Source organism: Amycolatopsis mongoliensis (assembly GCF_030285665.1).
GTDB classification, from domain to species: domain Bacteria; phylum Actinomycetota; class Actinomycetes; order Mycobacteriales; family Pseudonocardiaceae; genus Amycolatopsis; species Amycolatopsis mongoliensis.
Map to the genome: position 1 here is coordinate 7,933,927 of NZ_CP127295.1, position 19,268 is coordinate 7,953,194.

The 19,268-nt window shown below is 70.7% G+C and carries 25 protein-coding genes; 14 read left to right on the top strand and 11 right to left on the bottom strand.

The genetic code is table 11. The annotated features are described in order from the left end of the window. The first annotated feature begins 89 nt into the window (after positions 1–89). The gene (locus tag QRX60_RS38065; protein ID WP_285996297.1) at positions 90–656 is read left to right on the top strand and encodes a TetR/AcrR family transcriptional regulator; all 567 of its coding nucleotides are present in this window, start codon (positions 90–92) and stop codon (positions 654–656) included. Here the strand turns inward: QRX60_RS38065 and QRX60_RS38070 are convergent. Continuing rightward, positions 640–1,854, bottom strand: coding sequence for an FAD-dependent monooxygenase (locus tag QRX60_RS38070; RefSeq protein ID WP_285996298.1), 1,215 nt, complete (start codon positions 1,852–1,854; stop codon positions 640–642). The two genes, QRX60_RS38065 and QRX60_RS38070, sit on opposite strands and share 17 nt — an antisense overlap. 77 nt (positions 1,855–1,931) lie before the next feature. On the opposite strand from QRX60_RS38070, the gene QRX60_RS38075 reads away from it, so the two are divergent. Beyond that, positions 1,932–2,465 (top strand): TetR/AcrR family transcriptional regulator, encoded by a 534-nt coding sequence (locus QRX60_RS38075; protein WP_285996299.1) that lies wholly within the window; start codon positions 1,932–1,934, stop codon positions 2,463–2,465. Here QRX60_RS38075 and QRX60_RS38080 read toward each other — a convergent pair. The 3 genes from QRX60_RS38080 to QRX60_RS38090 are packed head-to-tail and all read right to left on the bottom strand — an operon-like array spanning position 2,462 to position 5,147. Further along, positions 2,462–4,084, bottom strand: coding sequence for an acyl-CoA dehydrogenase family protein (locus QRX60_RS38080; RefSeq protein WP_285996300.1), 1,623 nt, complete (start codon positions 4,082–4,084; stop codon positions 2,462–2,464). The genes QRX60_RS38075 and QRX60_RS38080 overlap by 4 nt on opposite strands. Next, positions 4,068–4,673, bottom strand: a complete 606-nt coding sequence (locus QRX60_RS38085) for a TetR/AcrR family transcriptional regulator (protein WP_285996301.1) — start codon at positions 4,671–4,673, stop codon at positions 4,068–4,070. The genes QRX60_RS38080 and QRX60_RS38085 overlap by 17 nt, the downstream gene beginning before the upstream one ends. Positions 4,674–4,706: 33 nt before the next feature. Further along, positions 4,707–5,147 (bottom strand): SRPBCC family protein, encoded by a 441-nt coding sequence (locus tag QRX60_RS38090; protein ID WP_285996302.1) that lies wholly within the window; start codon positions 5,145–5,147, stop codon positions 4,707–4,709. A gap of 38 nt (positions 5,148–5,185) precedes the next feature. Here QRX60_RS38090 and QRX60_RS38095 point away from each other — a divergent pair, with 38 nt between their 5' ends. Further along, positions 5,186–5,797: a TetR/AcrR family transcriptional regulator gene (locus QRX60_RS38095; RefSeq protein ID WP_285996303.1), complete on the top strand. Its 612-nt coding sequence runs from the start codon at positions 5,186–5,188 to the stop codon at positions 5,795–5,797. Here QRX60_RS38095 and QRX60_RS38100 read toward each other — a convergent pair. Continuing rightward, entirely contained in the window at positions 5,772–6,227 is a 456-nt protein-coding gene (locus QRX60_RS38100; protein WP_285996304.1) for a P-loop NTPase family protein, read from the bottom strand. The two genes, QRX60_RS38095 and QRX60_RS38100, sit on opposite strands and share 26 nt — an antisense overlap. A gap of 54 nt (positions 6,228–6,281) precedes the next feature. Here QRX60_RS38100 and QRX60_RS38105 point away from each other — a divergent pair, with 54 nt between their 5' ends. Then, a complete protein-coding gene (locus QRX60_RS38105; RefSeq protein ID WP_285996305.1) occupies positions 6,282–7,265 on the top strand; it encodes an SDR family NAD(P)-dependent oxidoreductase in 984 nt (327 codons plus the stop codon). On the opposite strand, the gene QRX60_RS38110 is transcribed toward QRX60_RS38105, so the two are convergent. Beyond that, positions 7,252–7,893 (bottom strand): DUF1345 domain-containing protein, encoded by a 642-nt coding sequence (locus QRX60_RS38110; RefSeq protein ID WP_285996306.1) that lies wholly within the window; start codon positions 7,891–7,893, stop codon positions 7,252–7,254. The genes QRX60_RS38105 and QRX60_RS38110 overlap by 14 nt on opposite strands. A 49-nt stretch (positions 7,894–7,942) precedes the next feature. Next, on the bottom strand, positions 7,943–8,500 hold the full coding sequence (locus QRX60_RS38115; RefSeq protein ID WP_285996307.1) for a helix-turn-helix domain-containing protein: 558 nt from the start codon (positions 8,498–8,500) through the stop codon (positions 7,943–7,945). A gap of 41 nt (positions 8,501–8,541) precedes the next feature. Here QRX60_RS38115 and QRX60_RS38120 point away from each other — a divergent pair, with 41 nt between their 5' ends. The 5 genes from QRX60_RS38120 to QRX60_RS38140 all read left to right on the top strand — a co-directional run bounded on the left by QRX60_RS38120 (position 8,542) and on the right by QRX60_RS38140 (position 11,849). Further along, positions 8,542–9,060 (top strand): GNAT family N-acetyltransferase, encoded by a 519-nt coding sequence (locus tag QRX60_RS38120; RefSeq protein ID WP_408630164.1) that lies wholly within the window; start codon positions 8,542–8,544, stop codon positions 9,058–9,060. 31 nt (positions 9,061–9,091) lie between these two features. Beyond that, a complete protein-coding gene (locus QRX60_RS38125) occupies positions 9,092–9,538 on the top strand; it encodes an SRPBCC domain-containing protein (protein WP_285996308.1) in 447 nt (148 codons plus the stop codon). After that, a complete protein-coding gene (locus QRX60_RS38130) occupies positions 9,535–9,867 on the top strand; it encodes an ArsR/SmtB family transcription factor (protein WP_285996309.1) in 333 nt (110 codons plus the stop codon). Before QRX60_RS38125 ends, QRX60_RS38130 begins: the two co-directional genes overlap by 4 nt. 12 nt (positions 9,868–9,879) lie before the next feature. Further along, on the top strand, positions 9,880–10,320 hold the full coding sequence (locus tag QRX60_RS38135) for an SRPBCC family protein (RefSeq protein WP_285996310.1): 441 nt from the start codon (positions 9,880–9,882) through the stop codon (positions 10,318–10,320). Between the two features lie 548 nt (positions 10,321–10,868). Further along, the gene (locus tag QRX60_RS38140) at positions 10,869–11,849 is read left to right on the top strand and encodes a tyrosine-type recombinase/integrase (protein ID WP_285996311.1); all 981 of its coding nucleotides are present in this window, start codon (positions 10,869–10,871) and stop codon (positions 11,847–11,849) included. Between the two features lie 70 nt (positions 11,850–11,919). Here the strand turns inward: QRX60_RS38140 and QRX60_RS38145 are convergent, their stop codons facing one another. Next, a complete protein-coding gene (locus QRX60_RS38145; RefSeq protein WP_285996312.1) occupies positions 11,920–12,291 on the bottom strand; it encodes a hypothetical protein in 372 nt (123 codons plus the stop codon). A 66-nt stretch (positions 12,292–12,357) separates the two neighbouring features. Here QRX60_RS38145 and QRX60_RS38150 point away from each other — a divergent pair, with 66 nt between their 5' ends. Next, positions 12,358–13,149 (top strand): glycerophosphodiester phosphodiesterase, encoded by a 792-nt coding sequence (locus QRX60_RS38150; protein WP_285996313.1) that lies wholly within the window; start codon positions 12,358–12,360, stop codon positions 13,147–13,149. Between the two features lie 3 nt (positions 13,150–13,152). On the opposite strand, the gene QRX60_RS38155 is transcribed toward QRX60_RS38150, so the two are convergent. Continuing rightward, entirely contained in the window at positions 13,153–13,821 is a 669-nt protein-coding gene (locus QRX60_RS38155; RefSeq protein ID WP_285996314.1) for a transglycosylase family protein, read from the bottom strand. Between the two features lie 244 nt (positions 13,822–14,065). Between QRX60_RS38155 and QRX60_RS38160 the strand changes: the two genes are divergently transcribed. The 3 genes from QRX60_RS38160 (at position 14,066) to QRX60_RS38170 (ending at position 16,907) form a co-directional block, all read left to right on the top strand. Further along, complete coding sequence (locus tag QRX60_RS38160) at positions 14,066–15,466, top strand: MFS transporter (RefSeq protein ID WP_285996315.1); 1,401 nt, start codon at positions 14,066–14,068, stop codon at positions 15,464–15,466. Positions 15,467–15,568: 102 nt separating this feature from the next. After that, positions 15,569–16,333 (top strand): thymidine kinase, encoded by a 765-nt coding sequence (locus tag QRX60_RS38165; RefSeq protein WP_285996316.1) that lies wholly within the window; start codon positions 15,569–15,571, stop codon positions 16,331–16,333. A 226-nt stretch (positions 16,334–16,559) separates the two neighbouring features. Then, entirely contained in the window at positions 16,560–16,907 is a 348-nt protein-coding gene (locus tag QRX60_RS38170) for an RNA polymerase-binding protein RbpA (RefSeq protein ID WP_003081521.1), read from the top strand. Between the two features lie 204 nt (positions 16,908–17,111). On the opposite strand, the gene QRX60_RS38175 is transcribed toward QRX60_RS38170, so the two are convergent. Next, positions 17,112–17,723: an NUDIX domain-containing protein gene (locus QRX60_RS38175; RefSeq protein WP_285996317.1), complete on the bottom strand. Its 612-nt coding sequence runs from the start codon at positions 17,721–17,723 to the stop codon at positions 17,112–17,114. Between the two features lie 48 nt (positions 17,724–17,771). On the opposite strand from QRX60_RS38175, the gene QRX60_RS38180 reads away from it, so the two are divergent. Beyond that, entirely contained in the window at positions 17,772–18,527 is a 756-nt protein-coding gene (locus QRX60_RS38180) for a DeoR/GlpR family DNA-binding transcription regulator (protein WP_285996318.1), read from the top strand. Here QRX60_RS38180 and QRX60_RS38185 read toward each other — a convergent pair. Beyond that, positions 18,454–19,254, bottom strand: a complete 801-nt coding sequence (locus QRX60_RS38185) for a PIG-L deacetylase family protein (RefSeq protein ID WP_285996319.1) — start codon at positions 19,252–19,254, stop codon at positions 18,454–18,456. The genes QRX60_RS38180 and QRX60_RS38185 overlap by 74 nt on opposite strands. Between the last annotated feature and the right edge of the window lie 14 nt (positions 19,255–19,268).

Here is a 19,268-nt window from a genome sequence, read left to right on the forward strand (position 1 = left end):
GGACTCCTCGGGTACGCTCGAACATAAGCGGAAAGACTTTCCACTAACTATACGGAAAGCCTTTCCGCTTAGCTACCCGGAGGAGCAACGTGACCGAAGAGCCGCGACGTCGGCGCGCCGACGCGCAACGCAACATCGACGCCCTGCTGGAGGCGGCCAAGAGCGTCTTCGCCACCTCGGGGGTGGATGCGCCGGCGAAGGAGATCACCGTCCTGGCCGGGGTGGGCGTCGGCACGCTCTACCGGCACTTCCCGCAGCGCGCGGACCTCGTCGCGGCGGTGCTCCAGCGCGAAATCGACGTCGTGGCGCAGGCGGGACCGGCGCTGAGTGCCGGCCACGAGCCGGGCGAAGCGCTGCGAAGGTGGCTGCGCCGCTACACCGAGTTCGTCGGCACGAAGCGGGGGTTCGCCGCGGCCCTGCATTCGGGCGACCCGGCGTTCGACGCCTTGCCCGGCTACTTCATGGAGCGGATGGAACCGGTGCTGGCAGCCCTGCTCGACACGGCGGCCGCGGCGGGGGAGGTCCGCACGGACGTCAGCGCGAAGGACCTCCTGCACGCCGTGGCCCTGCTCTGCCGGCCCGTGCGGGGCGAGGACCTCGAGTACAACCAGCGGATGGTCGCGCTCCTCACCGACGGGCTCAGCCCACGGGCGTGACCGCGTAGTCCTTGACCCGCATCGAGTCGTGCATCCGCACGCCGCCGGTGTTGAGCTTCGCCAGCGCCGTCGTGACCCGGGCGGGCAGCGCCGAGACCAGCTGGCCACCGCGCGCCAGCGCCCACACCCCCGCGCGCGAACCGGGGATCAGGCTCCGGGCGGCGCCGACGGCGAACGCGCGGCTCTTGCGCACCAGCTCGCCCATTTCCCGTTCGTAGGCGGCGAACGCGCGCTCGTGGTCGCCGCCCGCCGCGGCCAGTTCGCCGGCCAGGACGTACGCGCCGAGCACCGCGAGGCTGGTGCTGCCGCCGACGGCCGGGCCGGGGCAGTAGCCGGCGTCGCCGACGAGCGTCACGCGCCCGCGTGACCACGTGTCGAGCCCGAGCTGGGTGATCGAGTCGAAGTAGAACGGTCCCGGCCCGTCCAGTTCGGCCAGCCAGCCGTCGACCTGCGGGTGCATCCCGGTGTAGGCCTCGCGCAGCAGTTCCCGCTGCCGCGGGACGTCGCGGTGGTGGTAGTCGAGCTGCTCGTCGCGGCGGAACAGGAACACCGCGCGGGCTTCGTCGAGGTGCCGGGCGCTGTAGATGCCCGCGGTGCGGCCGGGGCCGAGGTGCAGGACGGTCTCGCCGTCGCCGAGGCCGAAGGTGCCCGGCATGGAGAGTACGGCCAGGTAGGCGCCGATGAACTGGGTCAGGCCTGCCTCTTCGCCGAAGACCAGGCGCCGGACGTTCGAGTGCAGCCCGTCGGCGCCGACGACGAGGTCGAACTTGCGCGGTGCGGCGTGCTCGAAGGTGACGTCGCCGTCGGGGGAGATGGCCGTGATCGAGTCGCCGAAGAGGTACTCGGCGTCGTCGCGGCCGGCGTCGTAGTAGATCTCGCTGAGGTCGTCGCGCATGATCTCGACGTGTCGGTCGGAGGTTGCGCGGTAGATCTTCGCCAGGTCCACCCGCACCGGCCGCCGCGCGCCTTCCCGGTGCAGCGTCATCCGGGTGGTGCCGGTGGCGTGCGCTTCCACGCGTGGCAGCACGCCCATCCGCTCGGTGATGTCCATGGCGGGCCGGAACAGGTCGACGGCGTGGCCGCCGGTCTTGCGCAGCGCCGGGGCTCGCTCGACGACCGTGACGTCGAAGCCGTAACTGGTGAGCCAATAGGCGAGCACCGGACCCGCGATGCTGGCGCCCGAGACGAGAATCCGCATGAGTACCTCCCTGACTTAACGGTAGGTAAGTTGTACCACACCTCCTTACCTATCGTTAAGTCAGTTAAGCTGGTGCAGTGCCGAAACCCTCCGACACCAAGCAGCGCATCCTCGACGTCGCGCGCGACCTCTTCACCACCCAAGGGGTGCAGCGCACCAGCCTGCAGGACATCGCCGACCGGCTGGGCATCACCAAGCCCGCGCTCTACTACCACTTCCCGTCCCGCGACGAGCTGGTGCGCAGCATCGTCCAGCCCATGCTCGACGACGGCGAGAACTTCCTCCTCGCCCAGGAGGCCCGCGGCGACGCGCCGGTGCGCGAGCTGATCGAAGGGTTCTTCGACTTCAACTACCGCCACCGCGCGGACGTGATCATGCTGCTGGCCGAGATGCCGACGCTGGCCGACCTCGGGCTCATCGACCGGGTGCTCGGCTGGCGAACCCGGCTCACCGAGCTGATCTGCGGCCCTTCGCCGGCCCTCGAGCAGCAGGCGCGCGCGATCCTGGCACTGGGCGGCCTGCAGGACGTCTGCATGCAGTTCCCCGACACCCCGGTCGACGAGCTCAAGGCCGCGGCGGTCGCCGGAGCCCTCGACGCACTCGGCCGCTAACGCACCGCGGCGCGCTCGATGATCGCGCCCGTGTCCACGCCGGCCGGCAGCGTGCCGAACGCGATGCCCCAGTCGCCGCCGAAGCGGGACGCGCAGAACGCGTCCGCGACCGCCGGGTGGCCGTGGCGCACCAGCAGCGATCCCTGCAGCACCAGCGCCATCGCCTCGACCACCCGCCGCGCCCGGTACTCGATCGCGCCGAGGTCGGTCAGCTCCTTGCGGACGCGGTCCACGGCGTCGTCCAGCCGCGCGTCGCCACCGGCCGCCTGCTCGACCTCGGCGAAGAACGCCGCGACCGACTCCGGCTGCTTCCCCATGGCGCGCAACGCGTCCAGCGCGGCGACGTTGCCCGAACCCTCCCAGATCGACGACAGCGGTGCCTCGCGGTAGAGCCGCGGCATGCCCGACTCCTCGACGTACCCGTTGCCGCCGAAGCATTCGAGCGCCTCGGCCGCGTGCATCGGGGCCCGCTTGCACACCCAGTACTTCGACACCGCCAGCCCGAGCCGCCGGAACGCCTGCTCCTGCGCGTCGTCGCGCCGGTCGCCCGCCGCGGCCAGCCGCATCGCCACCGTCGTGGCCGCCTCGGACTCGAGCACGAGATCCGCGAGCACGTTCGCCATCAGCGGCTGATCGACCAGCGCCTTGCCGAACGCGTGCCGGTGGGTCGCGTGGTGGACCGCGCGCACCGCGCCCAGCCGCATGCCGGACGCGCTGCCCAGCGTGCAGTCCAGGCGGGTGTTGTTGACCATCTCGATGATCGTGCGGACCCCGCGGCCCTCCTCGCCGACGAGCCAGCCCACGGCGTTGTCGTACTCGACCTCCGACGACGCGTTCGACCGGTTGCCCAGCTTGTCCTTCAGCCGCTGCAACCGGATCGGGTTGCGCGAGCCGTCCGGCAGGACGCGGGGGAGCAGGAAGCACGACAGCCCGCCGGGAGCCTGGGCCAGGGTCAGGAACATGTCCGACATCGGCGCCGAGGTGAACCACTTGTGCCCGACGAGGGTGTAGCTGCCCTCGGCACTCGGGGTGGCCGTGGTCGTGTTGGCGCGGACGTCGGAGCCGCCCTGCTTCTCCGTCATCGACATGCCCGCGATCAGGCCGCGCTTGGTGCTCGGCTCGCGCAGCCCGAAGTCGTACCCGGTCGCCGCCAGCAGCGGCTCGTACCGCGCGGCCAGCTCCGGGTTGGCCCGCAACGCCGGGATCGCCGCGTAGGTCATCGAGATCGGGCAGCTGTGGCCGGCTTCGACCTGGCCCCAGACGTAGAACTTCGCCGCCCGGGCCGCGTGCACGCCCTCACGCGGGTCCTGCCACGGCGTGCCGTGCAGCCCGTGGGACACCGCGACGGTCATCAGGTCGTGCCAGTACGGGTGGAACTCGACCTCGTCGACCCGGTGCCCGTACCGGTCGTGGGTGCGCAGCACCGGCTCGTTCTCGTTGACCACGCGGCCCCACTCCTGGGCCTGCTCGCTCCCGGCCAGCCGGCCCAGCTCGTGCAGCTCGTCCGATGCCCAGCCCGCACCGGCGCGCTCGAGCCCGGCCAGCAGCGCGGGGTCGTCGGCGACGTCGTGGCCGGCCAGCGGCGGGACCTGGTTGGTGACCTCATGCGTGGCGGGCATCGGAACCTCCTAGAGCGCGGACGACGAACGTGCGGAGCTCGGCGACGTCACCGGCGTTGCCGCTGGTCAACGGCCCGATCAGGACTTCGGCGGCGGCACCCACCAGGGCGGCGGCGGTCAGCCGGCCGTCCTGCGGCGGCAACGCGCCTTCACGCACCCCGGCCGCGACGTGCTCGGCGACGACCTCGGTGAACGCCCGCCGGAACTCGAGCCGTTCGGCGTCGATCCGCGCGTCGACCGGCTCGGCCAGCAGGGCGTAGGCCTGGCGGGGCGCCTTGAGTGCGCGCTGGGCGAACGTCTCGAACACCGCCAGCACCCGCTCGGCGGGTTCACCGGGCTGCGCGGACGCGGCCCGGACCGCCTCGACCTCCCGCGTCACGACCTGCCGGAACACGTGCACGACCAGGTCGGCCTTGGTGGGGAAGTGCCGGTAGACGCTCCCGACGGCCACTCCCGCGCGCTCCGCGACCGCCGCGACCGAGCAGCCGCCGTAGCCGTGTTCGGCCAGCTGGCGCGTCGCCGCGGCGACGATCGTCTCGCGCTGGGCGTCGAGACGTTCCTGGACCTTCGGGGTGCGGCGGTAGGGCACGCCAAGAAGTGAAGCACCGATTCATTACTTCAGTCAACGCTCCAGCAGCCGCTTCGCGCCCCGGATCTCGGCCTCGACGTCAGCCGGCAGCTTCCGCCGCAGGATCGGCTCCGCCAGCCAGCGCAGGGGAGCGGGGAACCCGAACGCGATCCGCCGTGTCACCCGGACCCCGCCAGACACCGGCACGCACGCGAAGGAAGCTTCGAACGTCGAGAACCGCCGGACCAGCCGGTTCTCCGGCCGGTCGGGGAGGCGGACGTCCACGCGCTCACCCGGCGTCAGCGTCATCCGCGACACGATCTTCGGGCCCGGCCCCAGCCCGGGCAGCACCGAGCGGAACCGGAACTCGGCGACCTCCCCGTCCCGGTGCACCCAGTCGACGCGTCCCAGCTTGCGGTCGACCTCCGCGTACCGCCGCGGGTCCATGACCAGCGCGAGGAAGGCCTCCGGCGGGCACGACACGGTCTCTTCCACGGTCACTTCCACCAAAGAAAGAGAGTAGTCTCTCACTTATGGCGCGAACAACCCCCGGCGTCACCCGCCGCCGCATCCTCGACGAGGCCGTCCACCTCTTCGCCACCCGTGGCTACGACACGACCTCCGTCGCCGACATCCAGACCGCGTGCGGCCTCAACCCCGGCTCCGGCGCGCTCTACAAGCACTTCCCCTCGAAGGCCGCACTCCTGGAAGCGGCCGTGCACGACAACCTCGACCGGCTCGCCGCCCGCGCCGCCGAAACCGCCGACGCCCGGCTGCCCGACGACCCCCGCGAGGCACTGCGCGTGCTCGCCGACGTCGTCTGGGCCTTCCTGGCCGCCGACCGCGACCTCGTCCGCCTGATGATCCGCGAGTTCACCGGCTTCCCGGACCTGTTCGAGCGCATGTGGCAGGGCGTCGTCGCGTCGGTCTACCGCCGCGGCACCGAATGGATCACCACCCTGCGAGACCAGGGGAGAGCCCGCGTCAGCGACCCGGAGGCGACCGCGGCCGTGCTCGTCGCCGCCCTGACGTACTACCCGATCCTCGACGTCCTCATCGGACACACCCCCGGCGACCTCGCCCCGGACCGCTTCCTCGCCGCCTGGCTCGACTCCTCCGTCAAAGCCCTCGACCTGCGCGACTGAGGAACACCCGCACGGCCCGCGGCGACCGCAGCTCCACGACGTCCACATCGGACACCGCGAGCACCCGCCGCACCTCCGGCAGATGCCGCCACCGGTAGGTCAGGAGCCACGACCAGAAGTCCCACCGCTCACGACCCCGCCGCAACGCCCGCCACGCACACCGCAGCGGCGACGGGTTCAGCAGCACCGCTGTGTCCGCCGCCGCGGCCCGGACCTCCAGCGCGTCGTACGGACCGAGGTCACCGTCCAGGATCCACTTCGGACCCGCGACCAGCTCCCGCTGCCGCACACCCCAGTCCACCCGCGACCACCCCACGGGCCAGAACACGCTGTCCAGCTCCACCACCGGCAACCCGGTCCGCGCCCCGAGCCGCCGCGCGAACGTCGACTTCCCGGCCCCGCCGCACCCCAGCACCAGCACCCGCTCCACCCCGCCATTCTCGCGCTTGCGCTGGAGCGCACTCCAGCTCCTACCGTCGACACCATGACCACTCCGCAGCACAAGATCGGCTCCGGCTCCGGCTCCGGCTTCGGCGCCACCAGCACCGCGGCCGAAGTGCTCACCGGCCTCGACCTGACCGGGAAGCTCGCCCTCGTCACCGGCGGCTACTCCGGCATCGGCCTGGAAACCACCCACGCCCTCGTGAACGCCGGCGCCCACGTCGTCGTCCCCGCCCGCCGGCGCACCACGGCCGAGGAAGCCCTCGCCGGGACCACGAACACCGAGGTCGACGAACTCGACCTCGCCGACCTCGACAGCGTCCGAGCCTTCGCCGGCCGCTTCCTCGCCACCGGCCGCCACCTCGACCTCCTCATCGGCAGCGCCGGCGTCATGGCCTGCCCCGAAACCCGCGTCGGCCCCGGCTGGGAAGCCCAGTTCGCCACCAACCACCTCGGCCACTTCGCCCTGGTCAACCACCTCTGGCCGGCCATCGCCGACGGCGCCCGCGTCATCTCCGTCTCCTCGCGTGGGCACCACTTCTCACCGATCCGCTGGGACGACGTCCACTTCGGACACGGCTACGACCGGTGGCTCGCCTACGGCCAGGCCAAGACCGCCAACGTCCTGTTCGCCGTCCACCTCGACCGGCTCGGCCGCGACCGCGGCGTGCGGGCCTTCGCCCTGCACCCCGGCTCGATCATGACCAACCTCCTGCGCCACGTCCCGCGCGACGAGTGGCGCGGGAACGGCTGGCTCGACGAGCAGGGCAACCCCACCGCCTACTTCAAGACACCCGAAGCCGGCGCCGCCACCCAGGTCTGGGCCGCCACCTCACCCCAGCTCGACGGCATGGGCGGGGTCTACCTCGAAGACTGCGACATCGCCGAACCCGCGAGCGAAGACGACGGAGTCACCGAGGTCCGCCACCGCGTCGGCGTCCGCGCCTACGCCATCGACCCCGAGCAGGCCGCGCGACTCTGGGCACTGTCGGCCGACCTCACCGGAACCGACGCTATTTCCCGGTGATCACGCCCACCGCGATCCCCAGGATCGCCGTGTTGTACACGAACGACACCACGCTGTGCGTCAGCACCGTGTACCGGATCGGCCGCGCCTGGACCTCCACATCGGACGTCGCGAACGACGTCCCCACAGTGAAGGCGAAGTACGCGAAGTCCAGCAGGTTCGGCCGCTCCGTCGCCGGGAACCGCAACCCCGGCCCCGGAGCGGCCCGGTAGTGCAGGTGCGCGTACCGGTCCGCGTACCCGAAGTGCAGCAGGATCCACGCCGCCAGCACCGCCGGCACCGCACTGATCTGCAGCACCGACGCGTACTCACCGTCCTCCTCGGCGATCACGTCCGCCGCCAGGATCAGCAGCCCCGCCGACATCCCGACCACGCTCACCAGCAGCGTCGCCGCGAAACTCGACCGGCGCCCCAGCAGGCTGTGCAGCCACGTCGGCTCCGCGTCACCCACCAGCCGGTACCGCCGGATCCGCAGGACCCGCGTCATGATCACCGCCACCGCCAGCACGTCCCACGCCAGCAGGAACACCACGTCCAGCCCGGTGTCCGGCGCGACCAGCCACCCCAGCCCGAGCAGCACCAGCAGGAACTCCGCGCACTGGTACCAGATCCTCCGCAGACGACGCACCGCGCGAAGCTAACGGTCCCCGCGCCCGACGGCACGCCGGATCACCTGGTCAGGTGGCCCGCGGCACCAGCGCCACCAGGTACCGGCAGGGGAGCGACCCCGGGTTCGCGAACACCCGCTCCGGCTCGGTCCCCAGCTGCAGGCAGTCCCCGGCGTCCAGCTCGTGCACCTCGGCCCCCTCCCGGAGGCGCAGGTGCCCGTCCAGCACCCAGACCTGCTGGTGCAGGAACGCGCTCGCGAGCAACGGCACCTCCGCCCCCGCGGGCAGCTCGATCTCGACCAGCTCCAGCGGACGGCCGGCGGCGGGGGAGACCGCCCGCCGCCGGTACCCGGTGTCCGGATCCACCCACACCGGCTGGTCCGCCACCCGCACCAGCCGACGCTCGTCGCCCTCGGCCCGCGCGATCAGCTCCGACAACGTCATCCCCAGCGCCGCCGACAGCTTCGCCAGCAACGCGGCCGTCGGCTGCACGTCACCCCGCTCGATCTTCCCGATCATCGCGCGCGACACCCCGGACGTCTCCGCCAGAGCCGCCGCCGAAAGACCTTGGGACGTCCGCGCCGCGTGCACGGTGGCGGCCAGGCGAGCAGTCAGGGGATCGGTCATGGGTTGATACTATACGACCACTTCTGGCTACCATATGAGCCATGCTGATCCGAGACGCCTCCACCGAAGACGCAGCCGCCTGCGCCGCCATCTACGCGCCCTACGTCACCGACACCGTCATCTCCTTCGAGGACGAACCACCCTCCACCACCGAGATGGCCCGCCGCATCACCGACGCCCACGCCTGGTTCGTCGCCGAAGACGACGGCCACGTCGCCGGATTCGCCTACGCCCACCGCTTCGCCGAACGCGCCGCCTACCAGTGGTCGTGCGAGACGAGCATCTACCTCGAACCCGGCCGCCGCCGCACCGGCGCCGGCCGCGCACTGTACGAGACGCTGTTCGAACGACTGCGGGAGAACGGCTTCTGCCGCGCTTTCGCCGGCATGACGCTCCCGAACGAGGCGAGCGCCGGCCTGCACCGCGCACTCGGGTTCGAGCCGGCGGGCGTCTACCGGCGGGTCGGCTGGAAGCACGGCGCGTGGCGTGACGTCGCCTGGGTCCAGAAAGACCTCAACGCAACCGATGGTTGCGTATCGCCGCCGGCACCGCTAACGTGACACGCAACCAAACGTTGCACTAGGAGCCGGCATGGAATACGGAACCCTCGACCGCGAGATCCACATCGACGCCACCCCCGAGGTCGTCTTCGACGTCGTCAGCAGCCCCGAACACCTCCGCGAATGGTGGCCCGACGAGGCCGAATACCCGGTCGAACCCGGGGGAGAAGGCCGGATCGGCTTCGGCGGCACCTGGGTCCGGTTCACCGTCGTCGACGCCATCCCCCCGAGACTCTTCTCCTTCCGCTGGACCCACGCCGAGGGGGAGACCGCCGCAACCGGCAACTCGAACCTCGTCGTCTTCGAACTCGAGCCGGCCGGCACCGGAACCCGCCTGCGGATGACCGAAAGCGGCTTCCGCGAACGCGGCTGGGACGAAGCCAAGATCGCCGCCGAGTACGCCGACCACGTCAGCGGCTGGGACTTCTTCCTGTCCCGCCTGCCCGCGTACGCCGTCAAGGTCGCGACCACCCCGTGAGCACCGCCGTGGACGACGACCTCTGGTCGGCGATCGGCGACCCCACCCGCCGCCGGATGCTCGACCTGCTCCTCGCCGAAGGAAGCGGAACCGCCACCAGCCTGAGCGAGCACCTCCCGGTGACCCGCCAAGCCGTCGCGAAACACCTCACCGTCCTCGACCGCGTCGGCCTCGTGCACGCCACCGCCGCCGGCCGCGAGAAACAGTACCGCGTCGACGAAGCCCAGCTGGCCCGCGCCATCGCCCAGCTCGCCGACGTCGGCGCCGCCTGGGACGCCCGGCTCCGCCGCATCAAGCGCATCGCCGAGACCATCCAGAAGAACCTGTAGAGAGGACCGGAAATGGACATCCTGCACCGCATCGGCATCGAGAAGTCTTCGCCGGAGAAGGTCTACGACGCGATCACCACCCTCGACGGCCTGTCGGACTGGTGGACCGAGAAGACCGTGGGGGACACCGGCCTCGGCGGCGTGATCGCGTTCCGCTTCATCCCGGGCGGGTTCGACATGAAGGTCATCGAACTCGACCCGGGCCGGCTCGTCCGCTGGGAGGTCGTGGACGGACCGCCGGAGTGGATCGGCACGACGATCCGGTGGGAGCTCGAGCAGCGCGGCGACTACACGATCGCCTTGTTCAAGCACGAAGGCTGGCGCGAGCCGGTGGAGTTCATGCACCACTGCAGCACCAAGTGGGCCATCTACCTGATGAGCCTCAAGCAGCTCGTCGAGACCGGGGAAGGTGCCCCGAGCCCGCGGGACGTGATGATCAGCGACTGGCACTGACATTACTTGACATAATGTACATTATCGGCACTTTGGAGTACGCAGTGGCGGGAGGCCGGGAGGGGCTGAAGCCGGGTTCCCGGGAGGTGGGTTCGGATCGGTTCGGTTCGTCAGGACGGCTCCTGCTGAGGTTTCTCTCCGGGTGTCCTCTCCCGTAACGGCCACCAGGCGCTCCTGAGGACGCCGTTCGGAGGGCGCAGGAGCATCCCCTGAAGCCGTGGATCCGATGCGCCGTCACCCGACCTAAAAACGTCACGGTGACGAAACTAGGTCGGGTGATCCATCGTTCAAGCGGCGGATGGCGAGGTTGTCCGCCGCCGACTCGCTGACGACTGTTCACACCAGCGTCCTCAGGCGCCCTCAATGCTCGAACATATGTGCGCACCCCCGTCGGTCGCAGTTAGAGGGGTCGAATTCGGGCCTGAATCGCCTCTTGAAGAGACTGGGATCCCCCGGGAGACCATTCCGGACGAAACCGACATTTCATGCATAATTGCCATTATGCATGAAATGTCGCAGGGGACCCGGCGACCGGAATCGTCGGTGGTGTGCGGTACAAGATCCGCATGAAGGTTTCCGAGGCCCAGCAAGCCTTCTTCGCGGCCCGACGGCCCCGCAAGGACTCTCCGCACACCACCGACGCCTACCGCCGTGACCTCGCCGGGATCACCACTCTCCTGGTTTCGGAGCTCGGCCGCCCGGCCGACGCCCTGGACGTCACGGATCTGACCGGGCCGGCGCTGAGGGCGGTGTTCGGCGTGTTCGCGGACGGGCACGCCAAGAGCTCGGTGCTGCGCGCCTGGTCGACGTGGAACCAGTTCCTGACGTTCTGTGTGGCCGACGGGCTGCTGGAGGGCAACCCGATGGGCGCGGTGGCGCGGCCGCGGACGCCGGCGTTGACGCCGAAGCCGTTGCGGGGTGAGGAAACCCCGGAGCAGCTGTTGTCGGCGGCGGCCGCCGGTTCGCGGCGTGCACGGGACCCGTGGCCCGAGCGGGACGTGCTGGTGATCGCGCTGGGGCTGGTGGCGGGCTTGCGGGCGGCGGAGATGCGGGCGCTGACGGGGCGATCGCTGGTGGGGCGGGCGGGTGAGCTGCGGTTGCACGTGAAGGGCAAGGGCAGCCGGGACCGGTCGATCCCGGTGCAGCCGGTGCTGGCGGAGCTGATCGAGCGGTACCGGGAGTCGTGCCGGGTGCGGTTCCCGAGTGCGCGGTTCTCCCCTGGTTCGCCGTTGCTGCTGGACCGGGCCGGTGAGCCGATCGGGCGGGGCGCGCTGGAGTACCTGGTGAAGTCGTGTTATCGCGGGGCGGGGTTGCACGACCGGGTGCCAGCGGGGGCGAACCTGCACGCGTTGCGGCACACGTTCGCGACGAGGCTGGCGGAGGACGGGGCGACGGCTTCGGAGATCATGGCGTTGCTGGGGCACGCGAGCCTGGCGACGAGTCAGAACTACATCGAGGCGACGGGCAGGGAGCAACGCGCGGCGGCGGCGAGCAACCGGACGTACCGGGCGCTGGACAGTTTGGGCTGAGCTGTCGTGAGTGGTAATTGGGGTTCTAACCCGAATTACCACTCACGACAGCTCTCCCCTGTGCGGGTGGTCAGCGGAGCTGTTCGAGGTCTTTGGCGGCGCGGGCGATCTCTTCGGCCAGGCCGCGGAGTTCTCGGGGGTCGGCGCCGTCGTCGACCGCGGTGACGATGTCTTCGGCCGCGCAGCGCAGCTGGAAGAGGCGGTCCTGGAGGGCGGCGATCTCGGTGTCGGAGAGCACCACGGCGTCTTCGGGCAAGCCGCTTCGCTGCAACGCGGTCCGGCGTTCGTAGGCGCGTTGGCGGCAGGACTGGCCGCAGTACCGCCGTCGCCGGCCGACGTTGCCCGCTTCGGGCAGGCGGCGGCCGCACCAGCCGCAGTGCTTCGGGGCGCCGCGGCGGGCGGGTACGGGTTCGAGCTGGGTCAGTTCGGCGGCTTCCCTCACCCGGGAGACCATAGCTGGCCACCGGTTGCTCATGCCGGGGTCATGGCGGAAGGGCACACTTGGGGGATGCAGGCGTCGTTTCCGTACCTGGCCGATCCGCTCCCCCGTGCCTTCGCCCACCGGGGGTGGCACCTCGACGAGCTCGACGGTCTCGAGAACTCGCTGCCGGCGTTCCGGCGGGCGTGTGAGGAGGGGTACCGGTACCTCGAGACGGACGTGCACGCGACGGCGGACGGTGTCGTGGTCGTGCACCACGACGCGAACCTGGACCGGACGACCGACGGGTCGGGGCCGATCGCGACGCAGACGTGGGAGCAGCTGAAGAACGTCAAAGTGGGCGGGAAGGCTCCGCTGTCGCGGCTGGAGGACGTTCTGGAGGAGCTGCCGAACGCGCGGTTCAACATCGACGTGAAGGCCAACCAGGCGGTGGCGCCGTTCGTGGAGGTGCTGGAGCGGACCGGGGCGCACGACCGGGTGGCGGCGGCGGCGTTTTCGGACGCGCGGCTGGTCCGGTTGCGGAAGCTGGCGGGGCCGAAGCTGGTGACGGCGATGGGGCCGCGATCGGCGCTGGCGCTGTGGGTGCGAGGGAAGCTGCCGCTGCTGCCCCTCGGGCGGCTGGTGCTGGGCGCGATGGCGCAGGTGCCGGTGCGGCAGGGGGCGCTGCGGGTGGTGGACAAGGCGTTCCTGTCGATCGCGGGGCGGTCCGGGATCGAGGTGCACACGTGGACGATCGATGATCCGGCGGAGATGCGGATGTTGCTGGACCTGGGGGTGCACGGGATCGTGACGGACCGCCCGGACCTGTTGCGCGAGGTGCTGATCGAGCGCGGCTCCTGGCCGCGGTCCCAGGAGCCGTGAGCGTCAGCGGGGTGGTTTGCCGTTCCAGGCGGCGTCCCAGGTCTTGGGGCCGAGCAGGCCGCTGTCTTTGATGCCGTTGGCGCGTTGGAGGTCGAGGACGGCGGTCTTCGTCTTGTCGTAGTAGCAGCCGGTGCCGGTGAAGCCGTAGCCGAAGGCGTTCATGCGGAGCTGGAAGGCCTTGAGCGGGGCGGCGCAGTCGCCGTACTGGTAGACGACGCCGGGCCATGCGGGTTTCGGGCCGCCCGGTGCCGGCGGCGGGGTGGGCAGGCCTTCGCCGCCGATGTAGGCGGATTCGGCGTAGGTGGGGACGCGCTTGCTGCGGGCGTCGGCGTCGCCGGCGAGCTTGAGCATGCCGGCGCACTGCCAGGGCTGCCAGCCGCGCATGCGGTAGAGGTAGAGGGCTCGGTAGTCCTGTTCGGCGGGTGCGGCCTGGTCGGGGCGGCCGGTGCCGCCGACGCTGCGCCAGGTGGGCAGGTCGAACTGGTAGGCGCCGTAGTAGCCGTTGCCGGTGTTGGTGGCGTAGCGGCCGCTCGACTCGCACATGCGGAGCTTGGCCCAGGCCGTCGACGCGGGGTCCGCGGAGGCGACGGCGGGGACGGTGAGCTGCAGACCCAGGGCGGCGATGGCGAGAAGCAGGGTTCTCGCGGCGGTGCGTCTCCGGTTGTGGATCATGCGAGCACAGTAGGAGCGTGCCCCTTTGACCACAAGAGACACACTCCGCTCTTCAGTCTCACACGAAACACCATTCACTCCGGTCAGCGACACGCCGTGACGGGCGGACCGTGTTTCGCCCGGAAGTGGCGGATGATCACGAAGCGACGAACCGGACACGGTTTCGGTGGTCCGTCCGCCGGCGCCGTTACGGCCCAGTAGTCTCCGCGCTGACCTGGACGTTCTTGAGCATGAGGAGCCGTGGATGACGCTGGCCGGGACGCGCTCGACCAAGCGCGAGCGCTGGGGCTGGTATTTCTACGACTGGGCGAATTCGCCGTTCTATTCGTCGACGACGACGGTGTTCGGCGCGCTCTCCATGAGCACGATCGCGGCGGCGGACGCGAAAACGAACTTCACCCTTAACGGGGACCGTCCGTGCGTCGACGCGGCCGGCAACGCCGACACGCTGAACCACTGCGACGTGACGTTGTTCGGGCTGCACTTCCCCGCCGGCTCGGTGTGGGGCTACCTGCTGTCGGTGGCGACGGTCGTGCAGGTGCTGGTGCTGCCGATCGCGGGCGCGGTGGCCGACCGCAGCCACAACAAGCGCCGGATCCTGGGCGGGTTCGCGTTCCTGGGTGCGGCGGCCGCGGCGGCGATGTTCTTCCTGGCCGGTTCGGACTGGCAGCTGGGTGTGGTGCTGTTCGTCGTCGCGAACATCGGCTACGGCGGTTCGCTGGTCGTCTACTACTCGTTCCTGGTCGACATCGGCGGGCCGGACGAGCGGGACGGCATCTCGGCGAAGGGCTGGGCGTTCGGGTACCTGGGCGGCGGGCTGGCGCTGGCGTTGCAGCTGGGGTTCTACCTCGGGCACGACGCCTTCGGGGTGAGCAAGGGCACGGCGGTGCAGATCTGCTTCCTGACCTCGGGGCTGTGGTGGGCGCTGTTCACGTTCCCCGCGGTGCGGGCGCTCCCCCGCAGGCACACGCCGGTCGACGTCGCGCCGGGGGTGTCGGTGCTGCGTGCGGGGTTCGCGGAGCTGCGGCAGACGATCGTGGCGGCGAAGGCGTACCCGTTGACGCTGGCCTTCCTGGGCAGCTACCTGGTCTTCACCGACGGGATCAACACCGTGGTGACGGTGTCGGCGCAGTACGGCAAGGACGAGCTGGGCTTCGGCGACTCGGTGCTGATCGTGACGATCCTGGTGATCCAGTTCGTCGCGTACCTGGGCGGGACGCTGCACGGGCTGGTGGCGCGGCGGATCGGGGCGAAGCGGACGATCCTGGGCAGTCTGGTGCTGTGGGTCGTGGTGCTGGCCGGTGCGTACTTCGTGCAGCCGAAGCAGCTGGGGCAGTTCCTGGCGGTGGCCGTGGGGATCGGGCTGGTGCTGGGCGGGACGAACGCGCTGTCGCGGTCGCTGTTCAGCCAGATGATCCCGGCGGGCAAGGACGCGCAGTACTACTCGCTCTACGTCGTGGGTGAGCGCGGGACGTCGTGGCTGGGGCCGCTGGTGTTCGCCGGGGTCGGGCAGGCGACGGGGTCGTTCCGGCTGGCGATCATCGCGCTGGTGATCTTCTTCGCGGCGGGCCTGGTGCTGGTCTGGCTGGTGCCGGTGCGGCGCGCGATCGTGGCGGCGGGCAACACACCGCCGGAGGTGCTGTGACGAGGCTCGATGGGCTGTCACGCGGGGTGGGGTGAGGGCGTGGCGGCCGGTTGGGCCGGGCTGTCCTGAACGAGTGTCCAGACACCGATAGGGTCGGGTGTCGTGACCTTGTTGAACGACCGGGCCGCCGGCCCCGATCCCACCGACGCCCTCTCGTCGGTCCCCGCGGCCGGTTCGCGCCGCGGGACGCCGCCGGTGGGCAGGCTGAAGTTCTGCTACGGGCCGATGGACTGCGGGAAGTCGACCCTGGCGCTGCAGATCGACCACAACCACGCGCGGCAGGGCCGGCGCGGTCTGGTGCTGGTGCGTCACGACCGCTCGGGCGCGCCGCAGATCTCGAGCCGGATCGGGCTGAGCCGGCAGGCGGTGGAGGTCGGCGAGGACACCGACGTGCGGGACCTGGTGCGCCAGGAGTGGGCGCGCGGGCAGCACGTGGACTACGTCGTGGTGGACGAGGCGCAGTTCCTCTCCTCCGGGCAGGTCGACCAGCTGGCGGAGCTGGCCGACGAGGTCGAGATCGACGTGTACTGCTTCGGCATCGCGACGGACTTCCGGAGCCGGTTGTTCCCGGGAGCCGCTCGCCTGTTCGAACTGGCGGACGAGCTGCAGCCGGTTCAGGTGGAGGTGTTGTGCTGGTGCGGGCTGCCGGGGCGGTTCAACGCGCGGGTGCTCGACGGCGAGGTCGTACGCGAGGGCGATACCGTGGTGGTGGCAGATACCGAACAATCCGTAGTTGAATCTTCAGCTTTGGCTGGTTTTGAGGCCGAAAACACTACTGTGCGTTATCAGGTATTGTGCCGTCGCCACTTTCGATCGGGTGACTTGGGGCCCGTTACTGGTCGTCACGGTCAGTTACGGTTGACCTGACGTGGGTGCCAGTAGCCCATCCGGGGGATATCAGCACTAAGAAGGCCGTATTGACGTCACGCCGAAGCGCGAAACGCCTCCTACTAGAGGAAGCTGATGCCGTTGGGTGACGCAGCTCATCGTGAGCAACGACATGGCATCCCGGGAATCCTCGGGGGCCCCAAGTCGTTGCATAGGGTGAGCATCACCCAGGCTCCACCCGGAGCTGACTGAAAGGACCCCCATCATGGCCGACCGTGTTCTTCGTGGAAGCCGGCTGGGAGCGGTCAGCTACGAGACCGACCGCAACCACGACCTCGCCCCACGCCGCACCGTGCGCTACGCATGCCCGAAGAACCACGAGTTCGAGGTGCCGTTCTCCGACGACGCCGAGATCCCGACGGTCTGGGAGTGCCGCCTGCACGGCAGTGAGTCGGAGATCGTGGATGGCGGGCAGCCCGAGCAGAAGAAGGTCAAGCCGCCGCGCACCCACTGGGACATGCTGCTCGAGCGGCGCACGATCCCCGAGCTCGAGGACCTGTTGAACGAACGTCTCGCCGAGCTGAAGGGCCGGCGGACCTCCCGGTCCGCGTAAGCCCCTCCGAGCGTCGGCCCGTAGCCACCGCTCTCACCACAACGGAAAGGCCCCCGCGACCTCCCCCCGCGGGGGCCTTTCCCATGTCCGGGCTCGGTCGGGCCCGGGCGCGGTGACGTGAATGACTCATTCATGTCGTCAGATGACATGAATGAGTCATTCACGTCGTCTGCCACCTCCGCCGCAGCGACGCGGAGGCCCGGCTCAGTCGCGGGGGCGGAACGGGCCGTGCAGGGCTGCCCACTGCAGGAGCATGATCGTCTTCGCATCGGCGATCTCCCCGGTTCCGATCATCTTCAGGGCGTCCTCGAAACGCAGCTCCAGCACCTCGATGTCCTCCCCCTCCTCGGCAATGCCGCCACCCTCGCCGCGGTCGGCCGGGTCGTACGGTGCCGCGTAGCAGTGCAGGCGCTCGGTCACCGAGCCCGGGCTCGTGTACACGTCGAACACGTGCTCCAGCTCCCCGATGCGGACCCCGGTCTCCTCCTGGGCCTCCCGGCGGATCGCCGTCTCCGGGTCGTCGGCGTCCAGCAGGCCCGCCGCCGTCTCGATGAACATCCCGTCCGGGTGGTCGTTGACGTACACCGGGTAGCGGAACTGGCGGGTCAGCAGCACCGTCCCGCCCGCCGCGTCGTACAGCAGCACGGTCGCGCCGTTGCCGCGGTCGTAGGTTTCGCGCTGCTCGGTGCTCCAGCGGCCGTCGCCGTGCCGGTAGTCGAACGTCGTGCGGCGCAGCACGTACCAGGCCGACGACAGCAGCTCCACGTTGGTGACCCGCACGCGCGGGTTGCGGGACAAGTTTGCCGAAGAGGTCATTCCGCGACCATAATGTGCAGAACTCGGCATAAACAAGGAGGACTGTGCATGCTGGTCGGCGAACGCCGTGAGCTGCTGCTCGCCCGGCTCTCGGCCGACGGCAAGGTGCTGGCGAAGGACGTGGCCGCCGAACTGGGCGTCTCCGAGGACAGCATCCGCCGCGACCTGCGCGACCTGGCCGCCGCCGGGCTCTGCCAGCGCGTCTACGGCGGAGCGCTGCCCGTCTCCCCCGCCGTCGCCGACTACGCGAGCCGGACGGTGATCGCCGTCGACGGCAAGGACCGGGTCGCCACGATCGCCGCCGGCCTGGTCCGGCCCGGCTCGACCGTCATCCTCGACGGCGGCACCACCACGCTGGCCGTCGCCAAGGCGCTCCCCCGCGACCTCGAAGCCACCGTCGTCACCCACAGTCCGACCGTGGCCGTCGCCCTGCTCGACCACCCCGGTATCGAGGTCTTCCTGCTGGGCGGGCGCCTGTTCCGGCACTCCGTGGTGACCTGCGGCGCAGCCGCGGCCGAAGCCGCCCAGGCCATCAGCGCCGACGTCTTCCTGCTCGGCGTCACCGGCGTCCACCCCGACGCCGGGCTCACCACCGGCGACGCCGACGAAGCCGCGATGAAGCGCACCCTGGCCCGGCGCGCGGCCGACACCTACGTACTGGCCAGCGCCGAGAAGCTCGGCGCCGCTTCGCGGTTCACCGTGCTGCCGTTCGCCGACATCGCCGGCGTCATCACCGACGCCGACGACTCCGACCAGAACGTGCAGAAACTTGCAGCGATCGGGGTCGCGTTCCCCGGTCGGTGACCTCGGCGTACCACTCGTGGCCTGCCACCAGTGCGAACACCGGCGCCGGCAGCCACACGAGTACCCGCAGCACCGCCGCGAGCCGCCCGGTGCCCCGCACGTCCGATACGTGCGCGGCCAGTGCCGCCTGCTTGCGCCCGGCGAACCGCCGCACGTCGAACCGGTGGGTGATGGCCGCGGCCGGGCTGTAGAGCCGGCCGAGGGCGGCGCTGTCGTACCGGACCGGGATCCGCAGTGCCCGGACCACCCGCGCGAGCCGGACGACGACGTCGCGGGGCAGCGTGGCCTCCAGCAGCCGCGTCCTGGTCAGCCGGGCCGCCCGCCTGGCGACCTCGTGCACCTTGACGTGGTCGCGGTGGCCGTAGCCGCCGTTCGGGTCGTAGCCGAGCAGGAGGTCGGCTCGTTCCTCGTGCAGCAGGGCCGCGAGCCGGTGCGCGGCTTCCTCGGTGTCCGCGCGGGCGAAGCGCTGCCGACCGGGCGGATCCGGGTACAGCTCGGGCCCGTGCCCGCTGTCGGCGTACCCGAGGTGCACGACGCGCCGGACGCCGAGGATGGCCGCGCTCGCCTCCAGCTCCCGCCAGCGCGCGGTGGGGTGCTCGCCGTCCATCCCGTCGGTGGCCACGACGACCACCACCCGGTGCCCGTCGGCCGCCGCGCGGGCCAGGGTGCCGCCGCTCAGCAACACGGGGTCGTCTGCGTGCGCGTGGAAGGCCACGATGGTCGTCATCGGCCCCATGATGG

What these genes read in the sequence shown, in the direction of transcription:
- QRX60_RS38120 (WP_408630164.1), top strand. Translation starts at nt 8,542, where the DNA reads ATGCTGATCCGAGACGCCTCCACCGAAGACGCAGCCGCCTGCGCCGCC.
- QRX60_RS38070 (WP_285996298.1), bottom strand. Translation starts at nt 1,854, where the DNA reads ATGCGGATTCTCGTCTCGGGCGCCAGCATCGCGGGTCCGGTGCTCGCC.
- QRX60_RS38080 (WP_285996300.1), bottom strand. Translation starts at nt 4,084, where the DNA reads ATGCCCGCCACGCATGAGGTCACCAACCAGGTCCCGCCGCTGGCCGGC.
- QRX60_RS38160 (WP_285996315.1), top strand. Translation starts at nt 14,066, where the DNA reads ATGACGCTGGCCGGGACGCGCTCGACCAAGCGCGAGCGCTGGGGCTGG.
- QRX60_RS38115 (WP_285996307.1), bottom strand. Translation starts at nt 8,500, where the DNA reads ATGACCGATCCCCTGACTGCTCGCCTGGCCGCCACCGTGCACGCGGCG.
- QRX60_RS38135 (WP_285996310.1), top strand. Translation starts at nt 9,880, where the DNA reads ATGGACATCCTGCACCGCATCGGCATCGAGAAGTCTTCGCCGGAGAAG.
- QRX60_RS38175 (WP_285996317.1), bottom strand. Translation starts at nt 17,723, where the DNA reads ATGACCTCTTCGGCAAACTTGTCCCGCAACCCGCGCGTGCGGGTCACC.
- QRX60_RS38125 (WP_285996308.1), top strand. Translation starts at nt 9,092, where the DNA reads ATGGAATACGGAACCCTCGACCGCGAGATCCACATCGACGCCACCCCC.
- QRX60_RS38170 (WP_003081521.1), top strand. Translation starts at nt 16,560, where the DNA reads ATGGCCGACCGTGTTCTTCGTGGAAGCCGGCTGGGAGCGGTCAGCTAC.
- QRX60_RS38155 (WP_285996314.1), bottom strand. Translation starts at nt 13,821, where the DNA reads ATGATCCACAACCGGAGACGCACCGCCGCGAGAACCCTGCTTCTCGCC.
- QRX60_RS38150 (WP_285996313.1), top strand. Translation starts at nt 12,358, where the DNA reads ATGCAGGCGTCGTTTCCGTACCTGGCCGATCCGCTCCCCCGTGCCTTC.
- QRX60_RS38105 (WP_285996305.1), top strand. Translation starts at nt 6,282, where the DNA reads ATGACCACTCCGCAGCACAAGATCGGCTCCGGCTCCGGCTCCGGCTTC.
- QRX60_RS38185 (WP_285996319.1), bottom strand. Translation starts at nt 19,254, where the DNA reads ATGACGACCATCGTGGCCTTCCACGCGCACGCAGACGACCCCGTGTTG.
- QRX60_RS38095 (WP_285996303.1), top strand. Translation starts at nt 5,186, where the DNA reads ATGGCGCGAACAACCCCCGGCGTCACCCGCCGCCGCATCCTCGACGAG.
- QRX60_RS38180 (WP_285996318.1), top strand. Translation starts at nt 17,772, where the DNA reads ATGCTGGTCGGCGAACGCCGTGAGCTGCTGCTCGCCCGGCTCTCGGCC.